This window comes from Streptomyces sp. NPDC026575 (assembly GCF_055567415.1).
In genome coordinates this window covers 376,830-395,670 of sequence record NZ_JBVHQM010000003.1, presented here as the reverse complement: position 1 = coordinate 395,670, position 18,841 = coordinate 376,830, and the positions used below count along the sequence as shown (strand labels likewise).

At 70.0% G+C, this 18,841-nt stretch carries 19 protein-coding genes and 3 tRNA genes; 9 read left to right on the top strand and 13 right to left on the bottom strand.

The window, feature by feature from the left end:
- The first annotated feature begins 29 nt into the window (after window positions 1-29).
- A tRNA-Asp gene (locus tag ACZ4NB_RS06040) sits at window positions 30-104 on the top strand.
- 351 nt (window positions 105-455) lie between these two features.
- Window positions 456-689: a DUF6274 family protein gene (locus tag ACZ4NB_RS06035; RefSeq protein WP_467658598.1), complete on the top strand. Its 234-nt coding sequence runs from the start codon at window positions 456-458 to the stop codon at window positions 687-689.
- Between the two features lie 531 nt (window positions 690-1,220).
- Here the strand turns inward: ACZ4NB_RS06035 and bldC are convergent.
- Window positions 1,221-1,427 (bottom strand): developmental transcriptional regulator BldC, encoded by a 207-nt coding sequence (gene bldC / locus ACZ4NB_RS06030; protein WP_003949541.1) that lies wholly within the window; start codon window positions 1,425-1,427, stop codon window positions 1,221-1,223.
- A 510-nt stretch (window positions 1,428-1,937) separates the two neighbouring features.
- Window positions 1,938-2,774 (bottom strand): DUF8083 family protein, encoded by an 837-nt coding sequence (locus tag ACZ4NB_RS06025; protein ID WP_467658597.1) that lies wholly within the window; start codon window positions 2,772-2,774, stop codon window positions 1,938-1,940.
- Between the two features lie 200 nt (window positions 2,775-2,974).
- On the opposite strand from ACZ4NB_RS06025, the gene ACZ4NB_RS06020 reads away from it, so the two are divergent.
- On the top strand, window positions 2,975-4,093 hold the full coding sequence (locus ACZ4NB_RS06020) for a Leu/Phe/Val dehydrogenase (RefSeq protein ID WP_467658596.1): 1,119 nt from the start codon (window positions 2,975-2,977) through the stop codon (window positions 4,091-4,093).
- A gap of 330 nt (window positions 4,094-4,423) precedes the next feature.
- Window positions 4,424-4,675 carry a DUF3073 domain-containing protein gene (locus ACZ4NB_RS06015; protein ID WP_399150382.1) on the top strand — a complete coding sequence of 84 codons (252 nt, stop codon included), beginning with the start codon at window positions 4,424-4,426 and terminating at the stop codon, window positions 4,673-4,675.
- Window positions 4,676-4,845: 170 nt separating this feature from the next.
- Here ACZ4NB_RS06015 and purM read toward each other — a convergent pair whose 3' ends face one another.
- The 6 genes from purM to purS form a co-directional block, all read right to left on the bottom strand.
- A complete protein-coding gene (gene purM, locus ACZ4NB_RS06010) occupies window positions 4,846-5,940 on the bottom strand; it encodes a phosphoribosylformylglycinamidine cyclo-ligase (RefSeq protein ID WP_467658594.1) in 1,095 nt (364 codons plus the stop codon).
- 33 nt (window positions 5,941-5,973) lie between these two features.
- Window positions 5,974-7,533 (bottom strand): amidophosphoribosyltransferase, encoded by a 1,560-nt coding sequence (gene purF, locus ACZ4NB_RS06005; protein WP_467658593.1) that lies wholly within the window; start codon window positions 7,531-7,533, stop codon window positions 5,974-5,976.
- 471 nt (window positions 7,534-8,004) lie between these two features.
- Window positions 8,005-8,799: a maleylpyruvate isomerase family mycothiol-dependent enzyme gene (locus ACZ4NB_RS06000; protein ID WP_467658591.1), complete on the bottom strand. Its 795-nt coding sequence runs from the start codon at window positions 8,797-8,799 to the stop codon at window positions 8,005-8,007.
- Between the two features lie 137 nt (window positions 8,800-8,936).
- On the bottom strand, window positions 8,937-11,186 hold the full coding sequence (gene purL, locus ACZ4NB_RS05995; protein WP_467658590.1) for a phosphoribosylformylglycinamidine synthase subunit PurL: 2,250 nt from the start codon (window positions 11,184-11,186) through the stop codon (window positions 8,937-8,939).
- Entirely contained in the window at window positions 11,186-11,866 is a 681-nt protein-coding gene (purQ, locus tag ACZ4NB_RS05990; protein WP_467658589.1) for a phosphoribosylformylglycinamidine synthase subunit PurQ, read from the bottom strand. Before purQ ends, purL begins: the two co-directional genes overlap by 1 nt.
- On the bottom strand, window positions 11,863-12,126 hold the full coding sequence (gene purS / locus ACZ4NB_RS05985) for a phosphoribosylformylglycinamidine synthase subunit PurS (RefSeq protein ID WP_393499192.1): 264 nt from the start codon (window positions 12,124-12,126) through the stop codon (window positions 11,863-11,865). The genes purQ and purS overlap by 4 nt, the downstream gene beginning before the upstream one ends.
- A 300-nt stretch (window positions 12,127-12,426) precedes the next feature.
- Between purS and ACZ4NB_RS05980 the strand changes: the two genes are divergently transcribed.
- The 3 genes from ACZ4NB_RS05980 (at window position 12,427) to ACZ4NB_RS05970 (ending at window position 13,089) form a co-directional block, all read left to right on the top strand.
- Window positions 12,427-12,747 carry a histone-like nucleoid-structuring protein Lsr2 gene (locus ACZ4NB_RS05980; protein ID WP_026170169.1) on the top strand — a complete coding sequence of 107 codons (321 nt, stop codon included), beginning with the start codon at window positions 12,427-12,429 and terminating at the stop codon, window positions 12,745-12,747.
- Window positions 12,748-12,866: 119 nt separating this feature from the next.
- Window positions 12,867-12,938, top strand: a tRNA-Gly gene (locus ACZ4NB_RS05975).
- 75 nt (window positions 12,939-13,013) lie between these two features.
- Window positions 13,014-13,089, top strand: a tRNA-Gly gene (locus tag ACZ4NB_RS05970).
- A 153-nt stretch (window positions 13,090-13,242) separates the two neighbouring features.
- Here ACZ4NB_RS05970 and ACZ4NB_RS05965 read toward each other — a convergent pair.
- The 5 genes from ACZ4NB_RS05965 to ACZ4NB_RS05945 form a co-directional block, all read right to left on the bottom strand.
- Window positions 13,243-14,001, bottom strand: a complete 759-nt coding sequence (locus ACZ4NB_RS05965; protein WP_467658587.1) for a class I SAM-dependent methyltransferase — start codon at window positions 13,999-14,001, stop codon at window positions 13,243-13,245.
- Complete coding sequence (locus tag ACZ4NB_RS05960) at window positions 13,998-14,201, bottom strand: hypothetical protein (RefSeq protein ID WP_467658586.1); 204 nt, start codon at window positions 14,199-14,201, stop codon at window positions 13,998-14,000. Before ACZ4NB_RS05960 ends, ACZ4NB_RS05965 begins: the two co-directional genes overlap by 4 nt.
- A gap of 407 nt (window positions 14,202-14,608) precedes the next feature.
- Complete coding sequence (locus ACZ4NB_RS05955; protein WP_467658584.1) at window positions 14,609-15,595, bottom strand: helix-turn-helix domain-containing protein; 987 nt, start codon at window positions 15,593-15,595, stop codon at window positions 14,609-14,611.
- A 191-nt stretch (window positions 15,596-15,786) separates the two neighbouring features.
- A complete protein-coding gene (locus tag ACZ4NB_RS05950) occupies window positions 15,787-16,026 on the bottom strand; it encodes a helix-turn-helix domain-containing protein (protein ID WP_467658583.1) in 240 nt (79 codons plus the stop codon).
- A gap of 220 nt (window positions 16,027-16,246) precedes the next feature.
- Window positions 16,247-16,375, bottom strand: coding sequence for a hypothetical protein (locus ACZ4NB_RS05945; RefSeq protein ID WP_467658581.1), 129 nt, complete (start codon window positions 16,373-16,375; stop codon window positions 16,247-16,249).
- A 518-nt stretch (window positions 16,376-16,893) separates the two neighbouring features.
- On the opposite strand from ACZ4NB_RS05945, the gene ACZ4NB_RS05940 reads away from it, so the two are divergent.
- Window positions 16,894-18,015 (top strand): ABC transporter ATP-binding protein, encoded by a 1,122-nt coding sequence (locus ACZ4NB_RS05940; RefSeq protein ID WP_467658580.1) that lies wholly within the window; start codon window positions 16,894-16,896, stop codon window positions 18,013-18,015.
- Entirely contained in the window at window positions 18,012-18,839 is an 828-nt protein-coding gene (locus ACZ4NB_RS05935) for an ABC transporter permease (protein WP_467658579.1), read from the top strand. Before ACZ4NB_RS05940 ends, ACZ4NB_RS05935 begins: the two co-directional genes overlap by 4 nt.
- Window positions 18,840-18,841: the final 2 nt, after the last annotated feature.

Genomic DNA, 18,841 nt, shown 5'->3' with positions numbered 1-18,841 from the left:
AGCCCGCCGCAAGCGGAAAGCAAACGCAAGGTCCTGTGGAGCAGTTTGGAGTGCTCGCCACCCTGTCAAGGTGGAGGCCGCGGGTTCAAATCCCGTCAGGACCGCAATCGGCCCGCATCGTCAGCGATGCGGGCCGCTTCTTTTGTGCGGCCCTTCGAACGGTCACCCCGCGCCGGCATCCACGGCCTGCTGCCCGTTCACCGCCTCCCGACGTTCACACCTTCCGCTTTTTTCGGCCGTCCCGCCGTGACGGCCCCTCCCCGCCGCACGGCGCTGCCTCCCACGCCCACGAGGCAGCGGCTGAGCGACGGGAGGAAAGCCCCCGCCACGGAACGGCCGAGAACGCCCAAAGCAGGCGCAGCACAGCGTGACTGCTTTGCTGCCCGCTGTATTGACGGCGGGCGCCCCCGCCGGTACTCACATGGGAAGGTGTGGGGGCCGGGGAGGGATGCGCGATGACGACTGCGGTACGGCACGAGACCAGGGCGCTGCTGAGGGCACATCTGTCCGCGGCCACGGGCTACCGCCATCTGACGCGGCACTGCCCCATCTGCCACCAGCTGCTGCGGCTCGCCATGGAGCCGCACACGCCGCGTTCCGGGCGCCCGGCGCCCGCGTCCGCCCCCGCCCCGTCTCCGGCCGCCTCCGAGCCGTCCTCGACCGAGGACAAAAGTCCCGCCACCCGGTGACCAAGGACGCCTGCGCCACCGCCCGCGCGGTGGCAGGCTGTTGAGCGAGGACGGGGAAAGTGCACTACCCCAGGGGACGTATCGGCTTCAAGCGACGCGCCGTGTGACGGGTGTCACCGAACAAGTTTGACGAGCCGGGGAACTTACACCCTCCCTACAACCAGTCAATTTAATATGTGCAATTGCACTACCCTCGAACGGGTTCCAAAGGGGGTCGCGAGGTCCGCGCGGAAAGGCCCTCCACGGCCCTCTGAAGGCCCCCTGGGCGCCGCCATGGGTGACTCCGGCGGCACGCCGGCCCAACCGCCCCGACGGGCCCGGGAGCGGCCGCACACAAAAAAATCGCGCTGGACCCGGCGGAGTCCAGCGCGATCGATGACGTACCCAGATGGAGCGGGTGAGGGGCCTGTTGGGGCAGGCACCGCGTCGTATGGAGCTATGTGGAGCGTGGGTGGAGCAGGTCGAGCTATGTGGTGCGAAGTAGGCGTTTTCGGGTTGGGGGCCCCGAAAACGGCCTGGTTATGCGGTTGTTCAGGCCTCGCTGCGCTGCTGCGGGATACCCGCGAGCAGTGCGCGGACCTCAGCCTCGCGGTAACGCCGGTGTCCTCCGAGCGTGCGGATGGACGTGAGCTTGCCTGCCTTGGCCCAGCGGGTGACCGTCTTCGGGTCCACGCGGAACATCGTGGCAACCTCGGCAGGGGTCAGCAGCGGCTCGGCGTCAGGGGTGCGAGCGGTCATGAGCGGCCTCCTCGGGAGAACCGAACCATCACGGTTCTTTCCTCTAAATTCTGCACCTTGACCCACGTTGCCCGAAATGGCGGACGCGGGCCGAGTCGGTTATAGGACGAACGGCTTGTCCTCGGCACTACAACTACACCATCTGTCCAGCCACGTCGGCCAAACCGATGGAATTGCCCTCTCAGGTGTTCAACCTCGGCGGATGCCGATGGACCGTGCCATAGCGGACAGTCACACGGCCGTGACGATCAGTCACAGCGTGATCAGTCGCCACAGACCCCTCAAGGACCGCAATACCGATCTACCCGCCCTTAGTTGGACGGAAGGAGCCCAGGTCGGGCTCCTTGTCCTATTTTGGCACGAGGGTGCGCCTTGGTAGCAAGACCCGAAGTCAGTGCTTTAGGTCACGCTTGAGGCAATCGCCCGGTTAAGGACCTACGTCCCTTACCGCCCGACCACCGAGAAGCGAACACGGCACTTCCGCACCACGAACCTTCGGCATTCTCACCCTCAGCTGGAGAACTGGCGTTCGCGCACCGCACGCCACCGCTGAGAAAGCTTCTCGTACGCGGCACCGGCCCGCTCGCCGTCCCCCTCGCTCAGCGCCGCCAACCCCTCCGCCACCTCCGCGGCGGAACGGTCCTCGGCGAGCTGCCCCTCGGGCACCGCGTGCACCAGCCCTCCGTAGTCCAGCTCCACGAGCGAACGCGGGTGGAACTCCTCAAGCCAGCGCCCCACATCTACCAGGCCGTCGATCAGCGGCCCCTCTTCCAGGGCGTCCCGCAGCGTACGCAGCCCGCGCGCGACCCGCCGCCTGGCCTGCACCATCGGCGTCCGGTAACGCAGCACAGGCGACTGCTCACCCTTCGTGTACTCCCGCTCGCCGTCGTCGAAGAGGACGAACCACCGGACCGGCACGTGCCAGGACGCCCCACGGATCCAGGGCCGGGCGTCCGGATTGCGCTCCCGCCACCGCTCGTAGTCGGTGGCCGCCTGCCGGCGCACCACCGGGGGGAGCGCCGCGTCCAGCACCGCCGCCGGCAGCAGCTCCTCCAGACCCTCCAGGGCCTGCCAGCCGCGCAGCCGGGTGCGCCACGGGCAGACGCAGATCACCTCGTCGACGACGGTGACGAACGCGTCCGCGCTCTCATGGACCGGCACCGGCACCGGCGGGGTCGGCAGCAGATCGGCCAGCGCCCGGCGCTGCTCGTCCTGGGCGGTGGGGGTGTCCGCCCGCTTGGCGTAGCGCGCCCAGTAAGAGCGCTCCGGCTCGGGGAACGCTGCCAGCGGCTCATAGACCCGTAGATATGCCATGTACGGGACCTTCACCGACGACGCCACGGCCACGCCCGCTCCTCCATAGGGAAGTCCACTGCCGGGAGACGCGCCCAAGGGCCCCCGGCCGGCCTGCGATACGACCAGATCGTCCCACGTCCGTCCCCCGGGAGAGGGTGATCCTCGGCACCTGACGGATCAACCCGCCCCGCAGGTCTTACGCTCTTTTCAACCGGCCCTCCCCACCCGCAGGAGGGCGTCCTTCGCGACTTATGGGAGTCACCACAGTGACTGACGTACGTCCGGCCCCCGCCGGCACCGACGGCGGCGTTCTGCACACCCTGTTCCGCACGGAGCAGGGGGGCCATGAGCAGGTCGTTCTCTGCCAGGACCGCGCCAGCGGCCTGAAGGCAGTGATCGCCATCCACAGCACCGCCCTGGGGCCCGCCCTCGGTGGCACCCGCTTCCACGCCTACGCCTCCGAGGAGGAGGCGGTAGTGGACGCCCTGAATCTGTCGCGCGGAATGTCCTACAAGAACGCCCTCGCCGGGCTGGACCACGGCGGCGGCAAGGCCGTGATCATCGGTGACCCCGATCTGATCAAGACCGATGAACTGCTGCTCGCCTACGGCCGGTTCGTGGCCTCCCTCGGGGGCCGCTATGTCACCGCGTGCGACGTCGGTACGTACGTCGCCGATATGGACGTCGTCTCCCGTACGAACAAGTGGACCACCGGCCGCTCCCCGGAGAACGGCGGCGCCGGCGACTCCTCCGTCCTGACCGCCTACGGCGTCTTCCAGGGCATGCGCGCCTCGGCCCAGCACGCCTGGGGCGACCCGACGCTGCGCGGCCGCAAGGTCGGTATCGCGGGCGTCGGCAAGGTGGGGCACCTCCTCGTCGAGCACCTCCTCAAGGACGGTGCCGAGGTCGTGATCACGGACGTGCGCGGTGCGTCGGTGGACCGGGTCCTGGCCGATCACCCGCAGGTCACCGCGGTGGCCGACACCGAGGCGCTGATCCGCACCGAGGGCCTGGACGTGTACGCGCCGTGTGCGCTGGGCGGTGCGCTGAGCGACGACTCGGTGCCGGTGCTGACCGCGAAGGTGGTGTGCGGCGCGGCCAACAACCAGCTCGCGCACCCGGGCGTCGAGAAGGACCTGTCCGACCGCGGCATCCTCTACGCGCCCGACTACGTCGTGAACGCCGGCGGCGTCATCCAGGTGGCCGACGAGCTGCACGGCTTCGACTTCGACCGCTGCAAGGCCAAGGCCGCCAAGATCTTCGACACCACGCTGGCGATATTCGCTCGTGCGAAGACCGACGGCATTCCGCCCGCCGCGGCCGCCGACCGGATCGCCGAACAGCGTATGGCGGAGGCGCGGCACGCCTGACCGAGCGCCCCGACCGGCGGAGTCATTCGGCCTCGTCGGCCGGAAACACGGCCTTGCGCGACCCGCCACGGGTGGTCGAGGAGACATCCCTCACCACCCGTCGGCGGGTCGCCGTACGGGACAGGTTAAAATCGCAGTTGACCAGCGGGGACGGGGCGCCTTGCCGGTCATGCCGAGCGGCGGGTGATGCGGGCGACGTACCGTATGGCCGCGGAAGCAGGTACCGTTAAAGCCCTACGGGCCGGTCTCTCTGTCGAGAGCCCGCTCTGATCCATGAACGCGTGTCAAGACTCTGGGGCCATCGAGCCCCGTCATTGAGGGGGTCGACCCATGGGGCGCGGCCGGGCCAAGGCCAAGCAGACGAAGGTCGCCCGCCAGCTGAAGTACAGCAGCGGTGGGACGGATCTCTCACGACTGGCCGACGAGCTGGGTGCATCACCGTCGAACCAGCAGCCTCCGAACGCAGAGCCGTTCGAGGACGACGAGGACGACGACCCGTACGCACGGTACGCAGATCTGTACAACAAGGACGACGACGATGAGGACGAGGGCGACTCGTCCCAGCAGCGTCGTCGCGCTTGACGCGCCGTGCGCCAGCGGCACCCATAACAGCATCACGGACCCGGTCCTGGGCATCGCCCGGACCGGGTTCTGTGCTGCCCAGAAGTCCGCAGGCACGGCAGTGACCGCCGCCGCGGCGTGAACCGCCGCCGCGGTGGCCGCACCGACGCCTGCCGGTGCGGCCCAGGTGATCAGCCGGCGTAGTCACCGGTCAGGGTCACGGCCTCCGCGTGGTCGCCGCGCTCGACGATCTCGCCGCTGACCCAGGCGTCCACGCCGCGGTCGGCGAGCGTGGTCAGGGCGACGTCCACCGACTCCTGCGGAACGACGGCGATCATGCCGACGCCCATGTTCAGGGTCTTCTCCAGCTCCAGGCGCTCGACCGAGCCGGCCGTACCGACCAGGTCGAAGACCGGGCCCGGCGTCCAGGTGGAGCGGTCGACCGTGGCGTGCAGCTCGTCCGGGATCACCCGGGCGAGGTTGTTGGCCAGACCGCCGCCGGTGATGTGCGAGAAGGCGTGCACCTCGGTCGTCCGGGTCAGCGCCAGGCAGTCCAGCGAGTAGATCTTGGTGGGCTCCAGGAGCTCCTCGCCGAGCGTCCGGCCGAACTCCGGGACCTCCCGGTCCAGGGTCATACCGGCCCGGTCGAACAGCACATGGCGGACCAGTGAGTACCCGTTCGAGTGAAGTCCGGACGAGGCCATCGCGATCACCGCGTCGCCCGTACGGATACGATCCGCGCCCAGCACCCGGTCCGCCTCGACGACACCCGTACCGGCGCCGGCGACGTCGAACTCGTCCGCGCCCAGCAGCCCCGGGTGCTCCGCGGTCTCGCCGCCGACCAGCGCGCAGCCGGCCAGCACACAGCCCTCGGCGATGCCCTTGACGATCGCGGCGACCCGCTCGGGGTAGACCTTGCCGACGCAGATGTAGTCGGTCATGAACAGCGGCTCGGCGCCGCAGACGACCAGGTCGTCGACGACCATGCCGACGAGGTCGTGGCCGATGCTGTCGTAGACGCCCATCTTCCGGGCGATGTCGACCTTGGTTCCGACGCCGTCGGTGGCCGAGGCCAGCAGGGGGCGCTCATAGCGCTTGAGGGCGGACGCGTCGAAGAGGCCGGCGAAGCCGCCGAGCCCGCCGACGACCTCGGGGCGGGTGGCCTTCTTCACCCACTGCTTCATCAGGTCCACGGCGCGGTCGCCGGCTTCGATGTCGACGCCCGCGCTCGCGTAGCTGGCACCAGTGCCCGTGTGCGGAGCACGCTCAGATGATTCAGCGGACATGCGGAGAACTTTCGTGTCGTGTGTGTACGAGCTCTACGGGCGACGCAGCGCGTCGGCGCCGCCGATCCCGGCCGTGAGCGTCTGGACGCCGTCCACGTCGGACTTGGTCGGTGCCGCGGTCTCCGACTCCAGGAGGTGCTTGCCCAGCAGCTCCGGGTCGGGCAGCTCCATCGGGTACTCGCCGTCGAAGCAGGCACGGCACAGGTTCGGCTTGGCGATCGTGGTCGCCTCGATCATGCCGTCGATGGAGATGTACGCGAGCGAATCGGCGCCCAGCGACTTGCCGATCTCCGCCACGCTCAGCCCGTTGGCGATCAGCTCCGCGCGGGTGGCGAAGTCGATGCCGAAGAAGCAGGGCCACTTGATCGGCGGCGAGGAGATCCGGATGTGGACCTCGGCGGCGCCGGCCTCGCGGAGCATCCGCACGAGCGCGCGCTGGGTGTTGCCGCGGACGATCGAGTCGTCGACGACCACCAGGCGCTTGCCGCGGATGACTTCCTTGAGCGGGTTGAGCTTGAGGCGGATACCGAGCTGGCGGATGGTCTGCGAGGGCTGGATGAAGGTCCGGCCGACGTAGGAGTTCTTGACCAGGCCGGATCCGTAGGGGATACCGCTGGCCTCGGCGTACCCGACGGCGGCCGGGGTGCCGGACTCCGGCGTCGCTATCACCAGGTCGGCGTCGGCCGGGGCCTCGGCGGCCAGCTTGCGGCCCATCTCCACCCGGGAGAGGTACACATTGCGGCCGGCGATGTCGGTGTCCGGGCGGGCCAGATAGACGTACTCGAAGACGCAGCCCTTGGGGCGGGCCTCGGCGAAGCGGCTGCTGCGCAGGCCGTTCTCGTCGATGGCGACCATCTCGCCGGGCTCGATCTCGCGGATGAAGCTGGCACCGCAGATGTCCAGGGCGGCGGTCTCGGAGGCGACCACCCAGCCGCGCTCCAGGCGGCCCAGGACCAGCGGGCGGATGCCCTGCGGGTCACGGGCGGCGTAGAGCGTGTGCTCGTCCATGAAGCAGAGCGAGAAGGCGCCCTTGACCTTGGGCAGGACGCGCGGGGCGGCCTCCTCCACGGTCAGCGGCTTGCCGTCCTCGTCGACCTGGCCGGCCAGCAGGGCCGTCACCAGGTCGGTGTCGTTGGTGGCCGCGACCTGCGTCGCGCGGCCGCCCTCGCGGGGCAGCGCGGCGACCATCTCGGCCAGCTCGGCGGTGTTGACCAGATTGCCGTTGTGGCCGAGCGCGATCGAGCCGTGCGCGGTGGCACGGAACGTCGGCTGGGCGTTCTCCCACACCGAGGCACCGGTGGTGGAGTAGCGGGCATGGCCCACGGCGATATGGCCCTGGAGGGAGCCGAGCGAAGTCTCGTCGAAGACCTGGGAGACCAGGCCCATGTCCTTGAAGACGAGGATCTGGGAGCCGTTGCTCACTGCGATGCCCGCGGACTCCTGTCCACGGTGCTGCAGCGCGTACAGCCCGAAATAGGTGAGTTTGGCGACCTCTTCACCCGGAGCCCAGACACCGAAGACGCCGCAAGCGTCCTGGGGGCCCTTCTCGCCGGGGAGCAGGTCGTGGTTGAGTCGTCCGTCACCACGTGGCACGCCCCCGAGTCTAGGGCAGGTCGCGGATTCATCCGAACCGGGGATGGGCGCGGATCTGGAGGAGTGCATGAACGGCGGGCGAAGCACGCTTGACGTGGGCACGGCCATACGGACGGGTTTTCCGCCCTCGCAGACCTCACAGCCCTTGGCGCGCCTGGCCAGTCGCCGGGTGCCCCGCCGCGCGGAGCACCCCGCACGACGGCGCCGGGTCGGCCTCGGCGCACCGCCGGCGGCCTCTGCCGCTGAGCGAGGTCGCGGTGGCCGCGGGTAACGGCGCACTGCTCCACTCATTCGCGGCACCCGCCCTGAGCTGCGCCTTCTCGCACTTTCAGCCGCTCACCCCGTATGACGGGTTTTCCGTGTATGCGGCTTATACCGCGTACGTACTCTCGCGCCGCCGTGTGAGATACGCGACGCCCCGCGGAAGGGGTGCGGGCGCAGAAGGGACGCCCGCCGACGGGCCGCCCGGCTTCAGCTCATCACGGGCAGATACGCCGCGAGGTCGGCCCGCTCGCCGCCGGCGGTGACCTGCGCGGCGGCCAGCTCATCGGCCCAGGTCGTACGGCCGGTCGCCAGGCGGATCCAGGTGAGCGGGTCGGTCTCGACGACGTTCGGCGGGGTGCCGCGGGTGTGCCGGGGGCCCTCGACGCACTGGACGACGGCGAACGGCGGCACCCGTACCTCCACCGACCCGCCGGGCGCCTTGGCGGCCAGCGCGTCGGCCAGCAGCCGGGTGGTGGTGGCCAGGGCCTGGCGGTCGTAGGGGATCTTCACGCCGGTCGCCGCGGCCAGGTCGTCGGTGTGCACGACCAGCTCGACACAGCGGGTCACCAGAAAGTCGGCCAGCCGCATCACGCCCACCCGGGTGGGCAGCGGCCGGTCCTCGAAGGAGGGCGGTACGGCCTCGGCGAACTCCTCGGCCGTGCGCGCGAGCAGCTCCACGGGCTCGTCGGCGGCGACGGCCCGGGTGTCGTCGTCGATGCCGGAGGCCAGCGGCGCGGTGGCGAACGGCCAGTCCAGCAGGGCGGTGTCCGCCGGTGCCGGGGCCGGCTGCCGGAGATTGCGCGCCACACTGGCGACCGCCATGGACAGATGCGCCACCAGTTCCCGCACCGTCCAGTCGCCGAGCCGGGTCGGCAGCGCGAACTGCTCCGGCGCCAACTCCCCCACGGCCGTGCGCACATGCGCGAACTGCGCGATGACCGCGGCGCGGGTCTTGGCGGGGTCGTAGCTGCGGGTGCGGGACGTACCGCGGGCGGGAGACATGGCCCGAGGGTACTGGCGGCTCCACCCCCGGAACCTCCCCTTTTTGGGGACGGGGGGTTCCGGGGGTGGAGGAAGCCGCGCGCCTCGGTCCTGGTGCCTCACCCGGCCGGCCGATCAGCCGGCCGGGCGTGCGGCACTCAGGCGATCAGGCCCGGAATGGTGCCCTCGTGGGCGGTGCGGAGCTCGCTCAGCGGGATGCCGAACTGCCCCTGGACGTCGATCTCTTCGCCGTCGATCACACCGATCCGGGTGGCCGGCAGCCCCCGCGCACCGCACATGTCGGTGAAGCGGAGCTCCTCGCTGCGCGGGACGGCGACGATCGCCCGGCCCGCCGACTCGGAGAAGAGCAGGACGAAGGGGTCCAGCCCGTCGGGCACGACAAGGCGGGCGCCCTTGCCGCCCCGCAGGCACGACTCCACCAGCGCCTGGATCAGACCGCCGTCGGAGAGGTCGTGCGCCGCGTCGATCATGCCGTCGCGCGAGGCCGAGATCAGGATCTCCGCCAGCAGCTGCTCGCGGTCCAGGTCGACCTTCGGCGGGAGCCCGCCGAGGTGGTCGTGGACGACCTGCGACCAGGCCGAACCGCCCAGCTCCTCCCGGGTGTCACCCAGCAGGTAGATCAGGTGGCCCTCGTCCGCGAACGCGATCGGCGTACGGCGGTTGACGTCGTCGATGACGCCGAGCACCGCGACCACCGGCGTCGGGTGGATCGCCACGTCACCGGTCTGGTTGTACAGCGAGACGTTGCCGCCGGTGACCGGGGTGCCCAGGGTCTGGCAGGCGTCGGCGAGACCGCGGGTGGCCTCGGCGAACTGCCACATCACCGCCGGGTCCTCGGGCGAGCCGAAGTTCAGGCAGTCCGAGACCGCCAGCGGCTTGGCGCCGGACGCGGCGACATTGCGGTACGCCTCGGCCAGCGCCAGCTGGGCACCCGCGTACGGGTCGAGCTTGGCGTACCGGCCGTTGCCGTCGGTGGCCATGGCCACGCCCAGGTTCGACTCCTCGTCGACCCGGATCATGCCGGCGTCCTCGGGCTGCGCCAGGACGGTGTTGCCCTGCACGAAGCGGTCGTACTGGTCGGTGATCCACGCCTTGGATGCCTGATTCGGGGAGCCGACCAGCTTCAGGACCTGCTCCTTGAGCTCGGCGCCGTTCTGCGGGCGGGCCAGCTTGCCGGCGTCGTCGGCCTGGAGGGCGTCCTGCCATTCCGGGCGCGCGTACGGCCGGTGGTAGGTCGGGCCCTCGTGGGCGACGGTGCCCGGCGGCACGTCCACGATGAGCTCGCCGTGCCAGAAGATCTCCAGCTGGTCACCGTCCGTGACCTCACCGATGACGGTGGCGGTGACGTCCCACTTCTCGCAGATCTCCATGAAGCGGTCGACGTGCTGCGGCTCCACGATCGCGCACATGCGCTCCTGCGACTCGCTCATGAGGATCTCCTCCGGCGAGAGCGTCGCATCGCGCAGCGGCACGGTGTCCAGCTCGACCCGCATACCGCCGGAGCCGGCGGAGGCCAGCTCGGAGGTGGCGCAGGACAGACCGGCACCGCCGAGGTCCTGGATGCCCGCGACCAGCTTCTCCTTGAAGATCTCCAGGGTGCACTCGATGAGGAGCTTCTCCTGGAACGGGTCGCCGACCTGGACGGCGGGGCGCTTGGTGGGCTTGCTGTCGTCGAAGGTCTCGGACGCGAGGACCGAGACGCCGCCGATGCCGTCGCCGCCGGTGCGGGCGCCGTAGAGGATGACCTTGTTGCCGGGGCCGGATGCCTTGGCGAGGTGGATGTCCTCGTGCTTCATCACGCCGATGCAGCCGGCGTTGACCAGCGGGTTGCCCTGGTAGCAGGAGTCGAAGACGACCTCGCCGCCGATGTTGGGCAGGCCCAGGCAGTTGCCGTAGCCGCCGATGCCGGCGACGACGCCGGGCAGCACGCGCTTGGTGTCGGGGTGGTCGGCGGCGCCGAAGCGCAGCGGGTCGACCACGGCGACCGGGCGGGCGCCCATCGCAAGGATGTCGCGCACGATGCCGCCGACACCGGTGGCCGCGCCCTGGTAGGGCTCGATGTACGAGGGGTGGTTGTGCGACTCGACCTTGAAGGTGACCGCGTAGCCCTGGCCGACGTCGACGACGCCGGCGTTCTCCCCGATGCCGACGAGCAGTGCGTCGTTCTCCGGGGCCTTCTCGCCGAACTGCTTCAGATGGACCTTGCTGCTCTTGTAGGAGCAGTGCTCGGACCACATGACGGAGTACATGGCGAGCTCGGCGCCGGTGGGACGGCGGCCGAGGATCTCCCGGATGCGCTCGTACTCGTCCTGCTTGAGGCCGAGTTCCTTCCAGGGCTGCTCGACGTCGGGCGTCTCGGTCGCGTGCTTGACCGTGTCCAGAGTCATCAGGCGTTGACCAGCTTCTTGAGGATCGAGGTGAAGAAACCGAGGCCGTCGGTCCTGCCGGTACCGATCAGCGGCTCGACGGCGTGCTCGGGGTGCGGCATGAGGCCGACGACATTGCCCGCCTCGTTGGTGATCCCGGCGATGTCGCGGAGCGAACCGTTCGGGTTGCCGTCGAGATAGCGGAAGGCGACCCGGCCCTCCGCCTCCAGCTCGTCGAGGACCCGCTCGTCGGCGACGTAGCGGCCGTCGATGTTCTTCAGCGGTACGGAGATCTCCTGGCCGACCGAGTAATCGGTGGTCCAGGCGGTGTCCGCGTTCTCCACCCGCAGCTTCTGGTCGCGGCAGATGAAGTGCAGATGGTTGTTGCGCAGCATGGCGCCCGGCAGCAGGTGGCTCTCGGTGAGCACCTGGAAGCCGTTGCAGATGCCCAGGACCGGCATACCGGCCTTGGCCTGCTCGATAACGGTCTCCATCACCGGCGAGAAACGGGAAATGGCCCCGGCCCGCAGGTAGTCGCCGTAGGAGAACCCGCCGGGCAGCACCACGGCGTCGACCTGCTTGAGGTCCTTGTCGCGGTGCCACAGCGGCACCGCCTCGGCGCCGGCCACCCGGACCGCGCGCTGGGTGTCGCGGTCGTCGAGCGTGCCGGGGAAGGTGATGACTCCGATGCGAGCGGTCATGACCCGGCCTCGGCCGGTTCGTCGACGCGCACGGTGAAGTCTTCGATGACGGTGTTGGCGAGGAAGGTCTCGGCCATCTCTTGGATGCGAGCGAGGGCGGCGTCGTCGACCGGACCCTCCACCTCAAGTTCGAAACGCTTGCCCTGACGGACGTCGGCGATCCCCTCGAAACCCAGGCGTGGCAGTGCGCGCTGCACCGCCTGCCCCTGCGGGTCGAGGATCTCCGGCTTGAGCATGACGTCGACTACGACGCGTGCCACTGGCACTCCCGGTGGTGTGGTGCGTAAGGCGGTGTCCTCACAGTACCGCGTTCGAAAATCTACGCGCATAGATATCCAGGGCGCCCGATCACGGTCCGGTATCGGCGGGAGTGCGCCTCAGGGAAAATTCTTGAAAAGATCCGGAGTCGGGATTGCGGCAAGACACGCTGACAAAATTAACTGGGCTTCACAATGCAATGCCCATCGCTGTACAAATGAAAAAGCATTGATCCCAATCAGCCGGATCCGGAGCATCACTCCATGTCAACAAGGGGTTGCTCCACGAAAGGACCGATATCCGTGGCGCAGCGCGTAGTAGTAACGCTCTCCGATGACATCGACGGAGGAGAAGCCGCAGAGACGGTCGCCTTCGGATTGGACGGGAAGTCGTACGAGATCGACCTCAATCCCGCCAATGCGAAGAAACTGCGCGGCGCGCTCGCTCCCTTCGTCGAGGCCGGCCGCAAGCGGGCCAAGTCCGGCAAGGCCTACCACCGGACCGCGGTGACCCCCGACCCCGCGGCCGTCCGCGCCTGGGCCCGTTCGAACCAGATGGACGTCCCGCCGCGCGGCCGGATCCCGAAGAAGGTCTACGAGGCATTCAACGCCGCCAACCACTAACCGACTTGCCGGCGTCCCGCGGAGCGAGCGCAGCCGACTTGCACAGCACCCCTACTGATCAGCTAGAGTCTGGAGCACGCCGAGGGGCGAGGCCGGAAGGCCGGACCTCACGGAGTCACGCGGGTGTAGCTCAGTAGTAGAGCGCCCCCTTTCCAAGGGGGAGGCGCAGTGTGCAATCCCTGTCACCCGCTCTGACAGTCTCGACCTCTCCAATGGATCAGGTAGAGTAGCTGTCGCGCCGCTCGGTGAAAGCCGAGTGGATGCCTGCGGACGTAGCTCAGTTGGTAGAGCGCAACCTTGCCAAGGTTGAGGTCGCGAGTTCGAGCCTCGTCGTCCGCTCCAGAAAGAAAAGGCCCCGGTCATCGCGACCGGGGTCTTTTTGTCGCTGCGGTGGTTGTCGCTGCGGTGGTTTCTGCCGCGGGGCCCGGCCCCCTGGCGGGCCCGGCCCCGCCGGCCGGACGCCTTTGGCCCGGCCGGAGTCTTTGCCCACGTCACCTAATTCGGTTTCCGGTAGATCGCGACGTACATCGGCGACCCGACGGCGTACGGGGTGCCGGCCCAGTCGGCGCTGCGGCGGACGGGCTCCAGGCCCGCCTCGTCCGCGGAGGAATCCACCTCACCGGGAGATGTGAGACGGCTCACTTCGGCGCCGATACGGAAGGTGCCGTTCGCCAGCCAGATGTGCGAGACCTGCCACAGGGCCTGCTTCTCGTCGATCATCCAGGAGGTCAGCAGGCCCGTGTCCGGCTTCGGGTAGGGCACGAAGAAGGTGGTGGCCACTCTGCCGTCGGCGGTCGCCAGGACACCCGCAGGGTTGTGGGTCTCGATCACCAGATGGCCGCCGGGGGCGAGGCGCTCGGCCATCCGCCGCACGGCCTGCCGCTGCTCGTCGGGGTCGAGCAGCATCGAGAGGGTGCCGCAGACCGCGTGGACCAGCGCATAGCAGCGGTCGTCCTCGTAGCCGCGCAGATCGCCGTGCACGGCCTCGACGGCGGCGCCGGACTCGGCGACCGCGGCCCGCAGGTGCCCGAGCATCTCGGGCGAGGAGTCGACGCCCACGACCGAGCCGATGCGGGCGGCGAGGGGCAGTGCGATCCGGCCGGTGCCGACGCCGAGTTCGACGGCGGCGCCGGGGCCGGGCATCAGGGCGGCGAGGGTGTCGGCGACGCGCTCGGCCGACTCGTCCTGGGGAAAGACCTCGTCGTAGAACGACGCGAACTGGTGGCCGTATCCGATGTCGTCGATGCGGGTCATGCTGCCGTCTCTTCCTGTTGCGCCCGGGCCTGCGCGCCTGGTTGCTCCGGTGCCGGTGCGGTGACCGGGACGAACTGGGAGGTGAACAGGTACGTGGGGGCTTCGGAGTGGTCGTGTCCGCTGTATTGGACGATCAGGAACTGGAACCCCCGGACCGTCGGCCAGGCCGCCGGGCCCGACTCCTGAATGTGCCGGCCCACGTAGTCCCGCAGCAGCCGGAAGGGGACGGACTGCGGGACCTGCTCGCCCCTCCTGCCGACGTACAGGGCGAGTTGACCGCACAGGTCGAAGACCGCCTTGCTCTCGCGGCGGCGCGGGAACCACCCGGCCTGGGTTCCAGGTGCGCGCGGTGATCTCCGAGGCCGGGCGCCACTGCGGCTGCTCGTCCGAGGTGGACAGGGTCCGGTACAGCAGGTGGTAGTCGTGCCGGGAGGGGTTCGGGGCGAAGAAGCGCCAGTTCGGGATGAGCATGCCGAAGCGGTCGTACCTGCGCAGCCGGTCCAGGGTGGCGTTCGGGTGCTGGCTCAGGACGGTCGCGGCGAACCAGCCGGCCAGGCCCCCGCCTCGACCGCGCGCCGGGCGATCTCACCGCGCGGTGACTGCGGCTTCACCGGAGGTTTGGGCACGGGCCTCCCCTCAGGGGTCCGCGAGGCGCTCCGCTGCCCGCAGGGCCAGGTATCCGCCCAGGGAGTGGCCGACGAGGACCACCTGGCGGTTCCGCAGACTCCGCGGACCAGGTCGGCCAGGTCCGCCGCGGCGAGTCCAGGGTGAAGTCGCGGCGGTCGCGGCGGCGGCTGCGTCCGTATCCGGCGCGGTCGTAGGAGAGGACGGCGTACTCCTCCCCGAGCGCGCGGCGCAGCCACGACCAGTGGGCGGCGGTGGAGACCATGCCCGGCTCGAAGACCAGGACCGGGGGCTCGGGTGCGCCCGGCCGGGGTGCGGCACCGGCGGCCTCGGTGAAGCGGTGGGCGAGCAGATTGCCCGCCCCGGTCTCCCAGACGGCCTCGTCGCCGTGGCCGCGGAGCACTCTGCGGTGCCGTCGGTGCTGGGCGGCCAGGCCCGCGGCGGCGACCGCGGCGCCGGCGGCACGGGGCAGGGTGTCGCTGCGGGGGCTCACCGGGCGGCTCCCCGGCCCCGTAGGGCGGCTGCGGTCGGCCCGGGGGGCGAGCCGGGAGGCCGGCGGTATGACGCGCCGGGAGGGTGCGGACGCCTGCGGTGCGGCCGGCCGGGTGCCCTGCACCGCGTACCGCACCGCCGGATAGGTCCCCAGGAACGCCCGGACGAACCGGGACAGCCCCATCACCCGGGCGTTGACTACGTGGAAGGTCGCCGTCGGCCGGAGGACGTCGTGGTGGACGGTGGCGAGCAGGGCCGCCTCAAGTCGCGAACGGACGCCCAACTTGCGGGTGATACTGGTCAGATGAGCCCGTACGGTGCGCTCGGCGACACTGAGGTGCTGGGCCAGCGAACGGTTCGAGGGACCGCCCGCCAGGAGCAGCAGCACCTCGCGCTCGCGGCCCGCGAGAAGTCCGAAGTCCGGTGCCGGGGAGCGCCGAACGTCCCCGATCGGCACCTTTGCCAACTGCCGCGTCACTGCGTTTCCCCCTGTCTCGGCGAACCGCCAAGAAGAATGTGCCGGTCATTCGGTCGGTGATTCGACCGGCCACGTCCCGGTTCGCACATTTCAGCTGGCGCGGCGGCCGCCCATCCAGCTCTTTCCTCCCCCGAAGTGGGGGTTGCCGCCGGCCACAACCGCCTGTTGTCAGCGGTGATTTGGCGGGCGAATCAGGCGGACATCGCCTCGCTGCCGGTGCGTTCGGCCGGCGGGACGATGCCGTACGCCAGCAGCGCCGCCTCCACGCGGCCGTTCACCCCGCACTTCATGTAGATCGAGCGAATGTATTCCTTCACGGTGTCCGGCCGCAGCGAAAGCCGGCGCGCGATCTGCATAGTGGTGAGGCCGCGGGCGAGGAAGAAGAGCACGGAGCGCTCGCGCTCGGTGAGTTCCGCCGGCCGCGGATGCACCGTCGGGGAAAGGACCGGCCGGGGACCGGACGGGTGGCCGGGAAGACCACGGCCGCCCCCTCGCCGAGCAGGTGCACCGCGCGCCGCAGATGCTCCGGCGGGCCATCGCGCGGAACGACGCCGGACACCCCGGGGCTCAGCGTCGCATCGACGTACGCCGGGAACGGGGCATCGCGCAGAACGGCGATGGCGGGCGGCTCGGGGAGGAGCGAGAACTCCTCTACCAATAGCCGAAGTCGGGGAAGTCCGCACCGAGAAGAGTGACGTCGGGCCGCTCGCTCCAGGCGAATTCCAGCGCCTCGTCCGGCGTTAACGAGGCATGGACACCGAATCCTGCACCGTAATCCAAAGAGCTGATGAGACCGGGTATATGGCCGTACATGGGGCGCAGACGGGGCGCGTATCGGTCGCGCATTGGCGGAATTTCCCATCCCTCCCCCCGTAATGGACCCTACCCGGGGTGATCAAAAAGAATAGGAACAAATATGCCCTTTTCGCGCTCTGGGGGAGAGGTGGTCGGAGAGCGGGAGGGAGGAAGGGGGCGGTGGGGGAAAGCAACGGTGGGGAAGGCAGCGGTGGGGCGCGAGGTGTCGGACCGTGGGCGCCGGCGGGTGGGGGCGCGGGACCGCGGCCGGGCGGGGGCGCGTACGGCCGTGGCCGGCGGGGCGCGGAGGCGGCGTCTGCGCCCGATCGAAGGTGGTCCGTGCACGGTCGCGGTGGCCTGTGGGCGGTCAGGGTGGCCTGTGGGCGGCCAGGGTGCCCTGTGGGCGGTCGAAGTGGGCCCGTGCGCGGTCAACTGACATTTGTCATCTATAGCGATGACACCGCTCACCGGCCGGGCCGTCGATGGCGCGGGAGTCTTGAGGCATGAAAACCGGGGAGTTCGGCGGAACCGAGACCGTGATCGAGGTCGGCGGGCTGCGGCGGCGCTATGGGGCGTCGGGCAGGGGCCGCAGCGGCGAGGGCAGGGGGAGCAACGGATCTGGACCGCGCGGGGGGCGGCCCAGGTCCGTTGCCGAGGGGGGCAGGGGACGCAGCGGGGGCAGGCAGGGGTACGAAGCCGTGCGCGGCGTCGACTTCTCGGTCGCCCGCGGGGAGTTGTTCGCGCTGCTGGGCACCAACGGCGCGGGCAAGACCTCCACCCTTGAGCTGCTGGAGGGGCTGGCCCCGCCGAGCGGCGGGCAGGTGCGGGTGCTGGGCCACGACCCGTACAAGGAGCGGGACAAGGTACGGCCGCGGATCGGGGTGATGCTCCAAGAAGGCGGCTTCCCTTCGGAGTTGACGCCCACGGAAACCCTGCGGATGTGGGCCGGCTGCACCAGTGGCGCACGGCCGGTGGACGAAGCGCTGGCGATCGTCGGGCTGACGCCGCGCAAGGACGTACGGGTCAAGCAGCTCTCCGGCGGGGAGCGGCGCCGTCTGGACCTGGCGCTGGCGCTGCTGGGGCGGCCCGAGGTGCTGTTCCTCGACGAGCCGACGACCGGGCTGGACGCCGAAGCGCGCCACGAGACCTGGGAGTTGGTGCGTTCGCTGTGCGACGTCGGGACGACGGTGCTGCTGACCACGCACTACCTCGAAGAGGCCGAGGAGCTGGCGGACCGACTGGCGATCATGCATGCCGGACGGATAGCCGCGGCCGGGCGGGTCGGTGAGGTGGTGGCCGCGCAGCCGTCCCGGATCTCCTTCGAGCTGCCGGGCGGGTTCCTGGTGGGCGATCTCCCGCCGCTTGCGGAGCTGGGGGTCACCGGGCACGAGCAGAAGGGGCGCACGGTGCGGCTGCAGACCGGCGAGCTGCAGCGGGCCGCTACCGGCCTGCTGGTCTGGGCCCGGGACAAGGGCGTCGAGCTGCACGGCCTGGATGTGCGGGCGGCGTCGCTGGAGGAGGCGTATCTGCAGATATCGCGCGGCATCGGCGGCGGCACCGACAGCGGGTCCGCAGACGGGTTCGGGAACGGGAACGGGATGGAGAAGGGGGCGGAGAGCAAGTGAGTGCTGTCGGCGGTGAGATGGGGGCTCGCGCGGAAGTGGGACCGGGGGCGAGCCGTGCGACGAGCGCGGCGGGGCGACTGATCGCGCTGGGGCGGGCGGAGCTGACGCTGCTGGGGCGCAGCAAGCTCATGATCTATTCGGGCGTGTTCGCTCCCCTGCTGATCACCTATGGCATGAAGGCGTACTTCAGCGAGCAGTTGGATCCGGAGGAGACCGGGCTGTCCCTCGGAGCGCTGATGCTGCCCGCGGCGCTCGGCATGGCCCTGCTCATGGCCGTCTACAACAACCTCGTCGGCGTGTATGTGACCCGGCGTGAGGACCTGGTGCTCAAGCGGTTGCGGACCGGCGAGCTGGCCGATTGGGAGATACTCGCCGGCGGCGCGCTGCCCGCCGTGCTGATCATGCTGGCGCAGTGCGTGCTCTATGTGGCCGGCGGCAGCCTGATGCTGGGGGTGGAGATGCCCAAGGCTCCGCATCTGGTCGCGCTGGGCGTCGCGATCGGTGTGGTGGTGATGGCCGGACTGGCCGCCCTCACCGCGGGCATCACCAAGTCCGCGGAGGCCGCTCAGCTGACGCCGACCCCGCTGTTCATGGTGTCGCTGGTGGGATCGGGAGTGTTCTTCCCTCTGGCGATGCTGCCGGACCGCCTGGCCCAGGTACTCGAACTGCTGCCGCTGTCCCCGGTGATGGGGTTGCTGCAGGCCGGGTGGACCGGTGGAGCCGATCCGGGTGAGACGGTGAAGCAGCTCGTCATCGGGTTGGTGTGGTGCGCAATCGCGGTGTTTGCTGGACAGCGGCGGTTCCGCTGGGAGCCACGGCGGTAGAG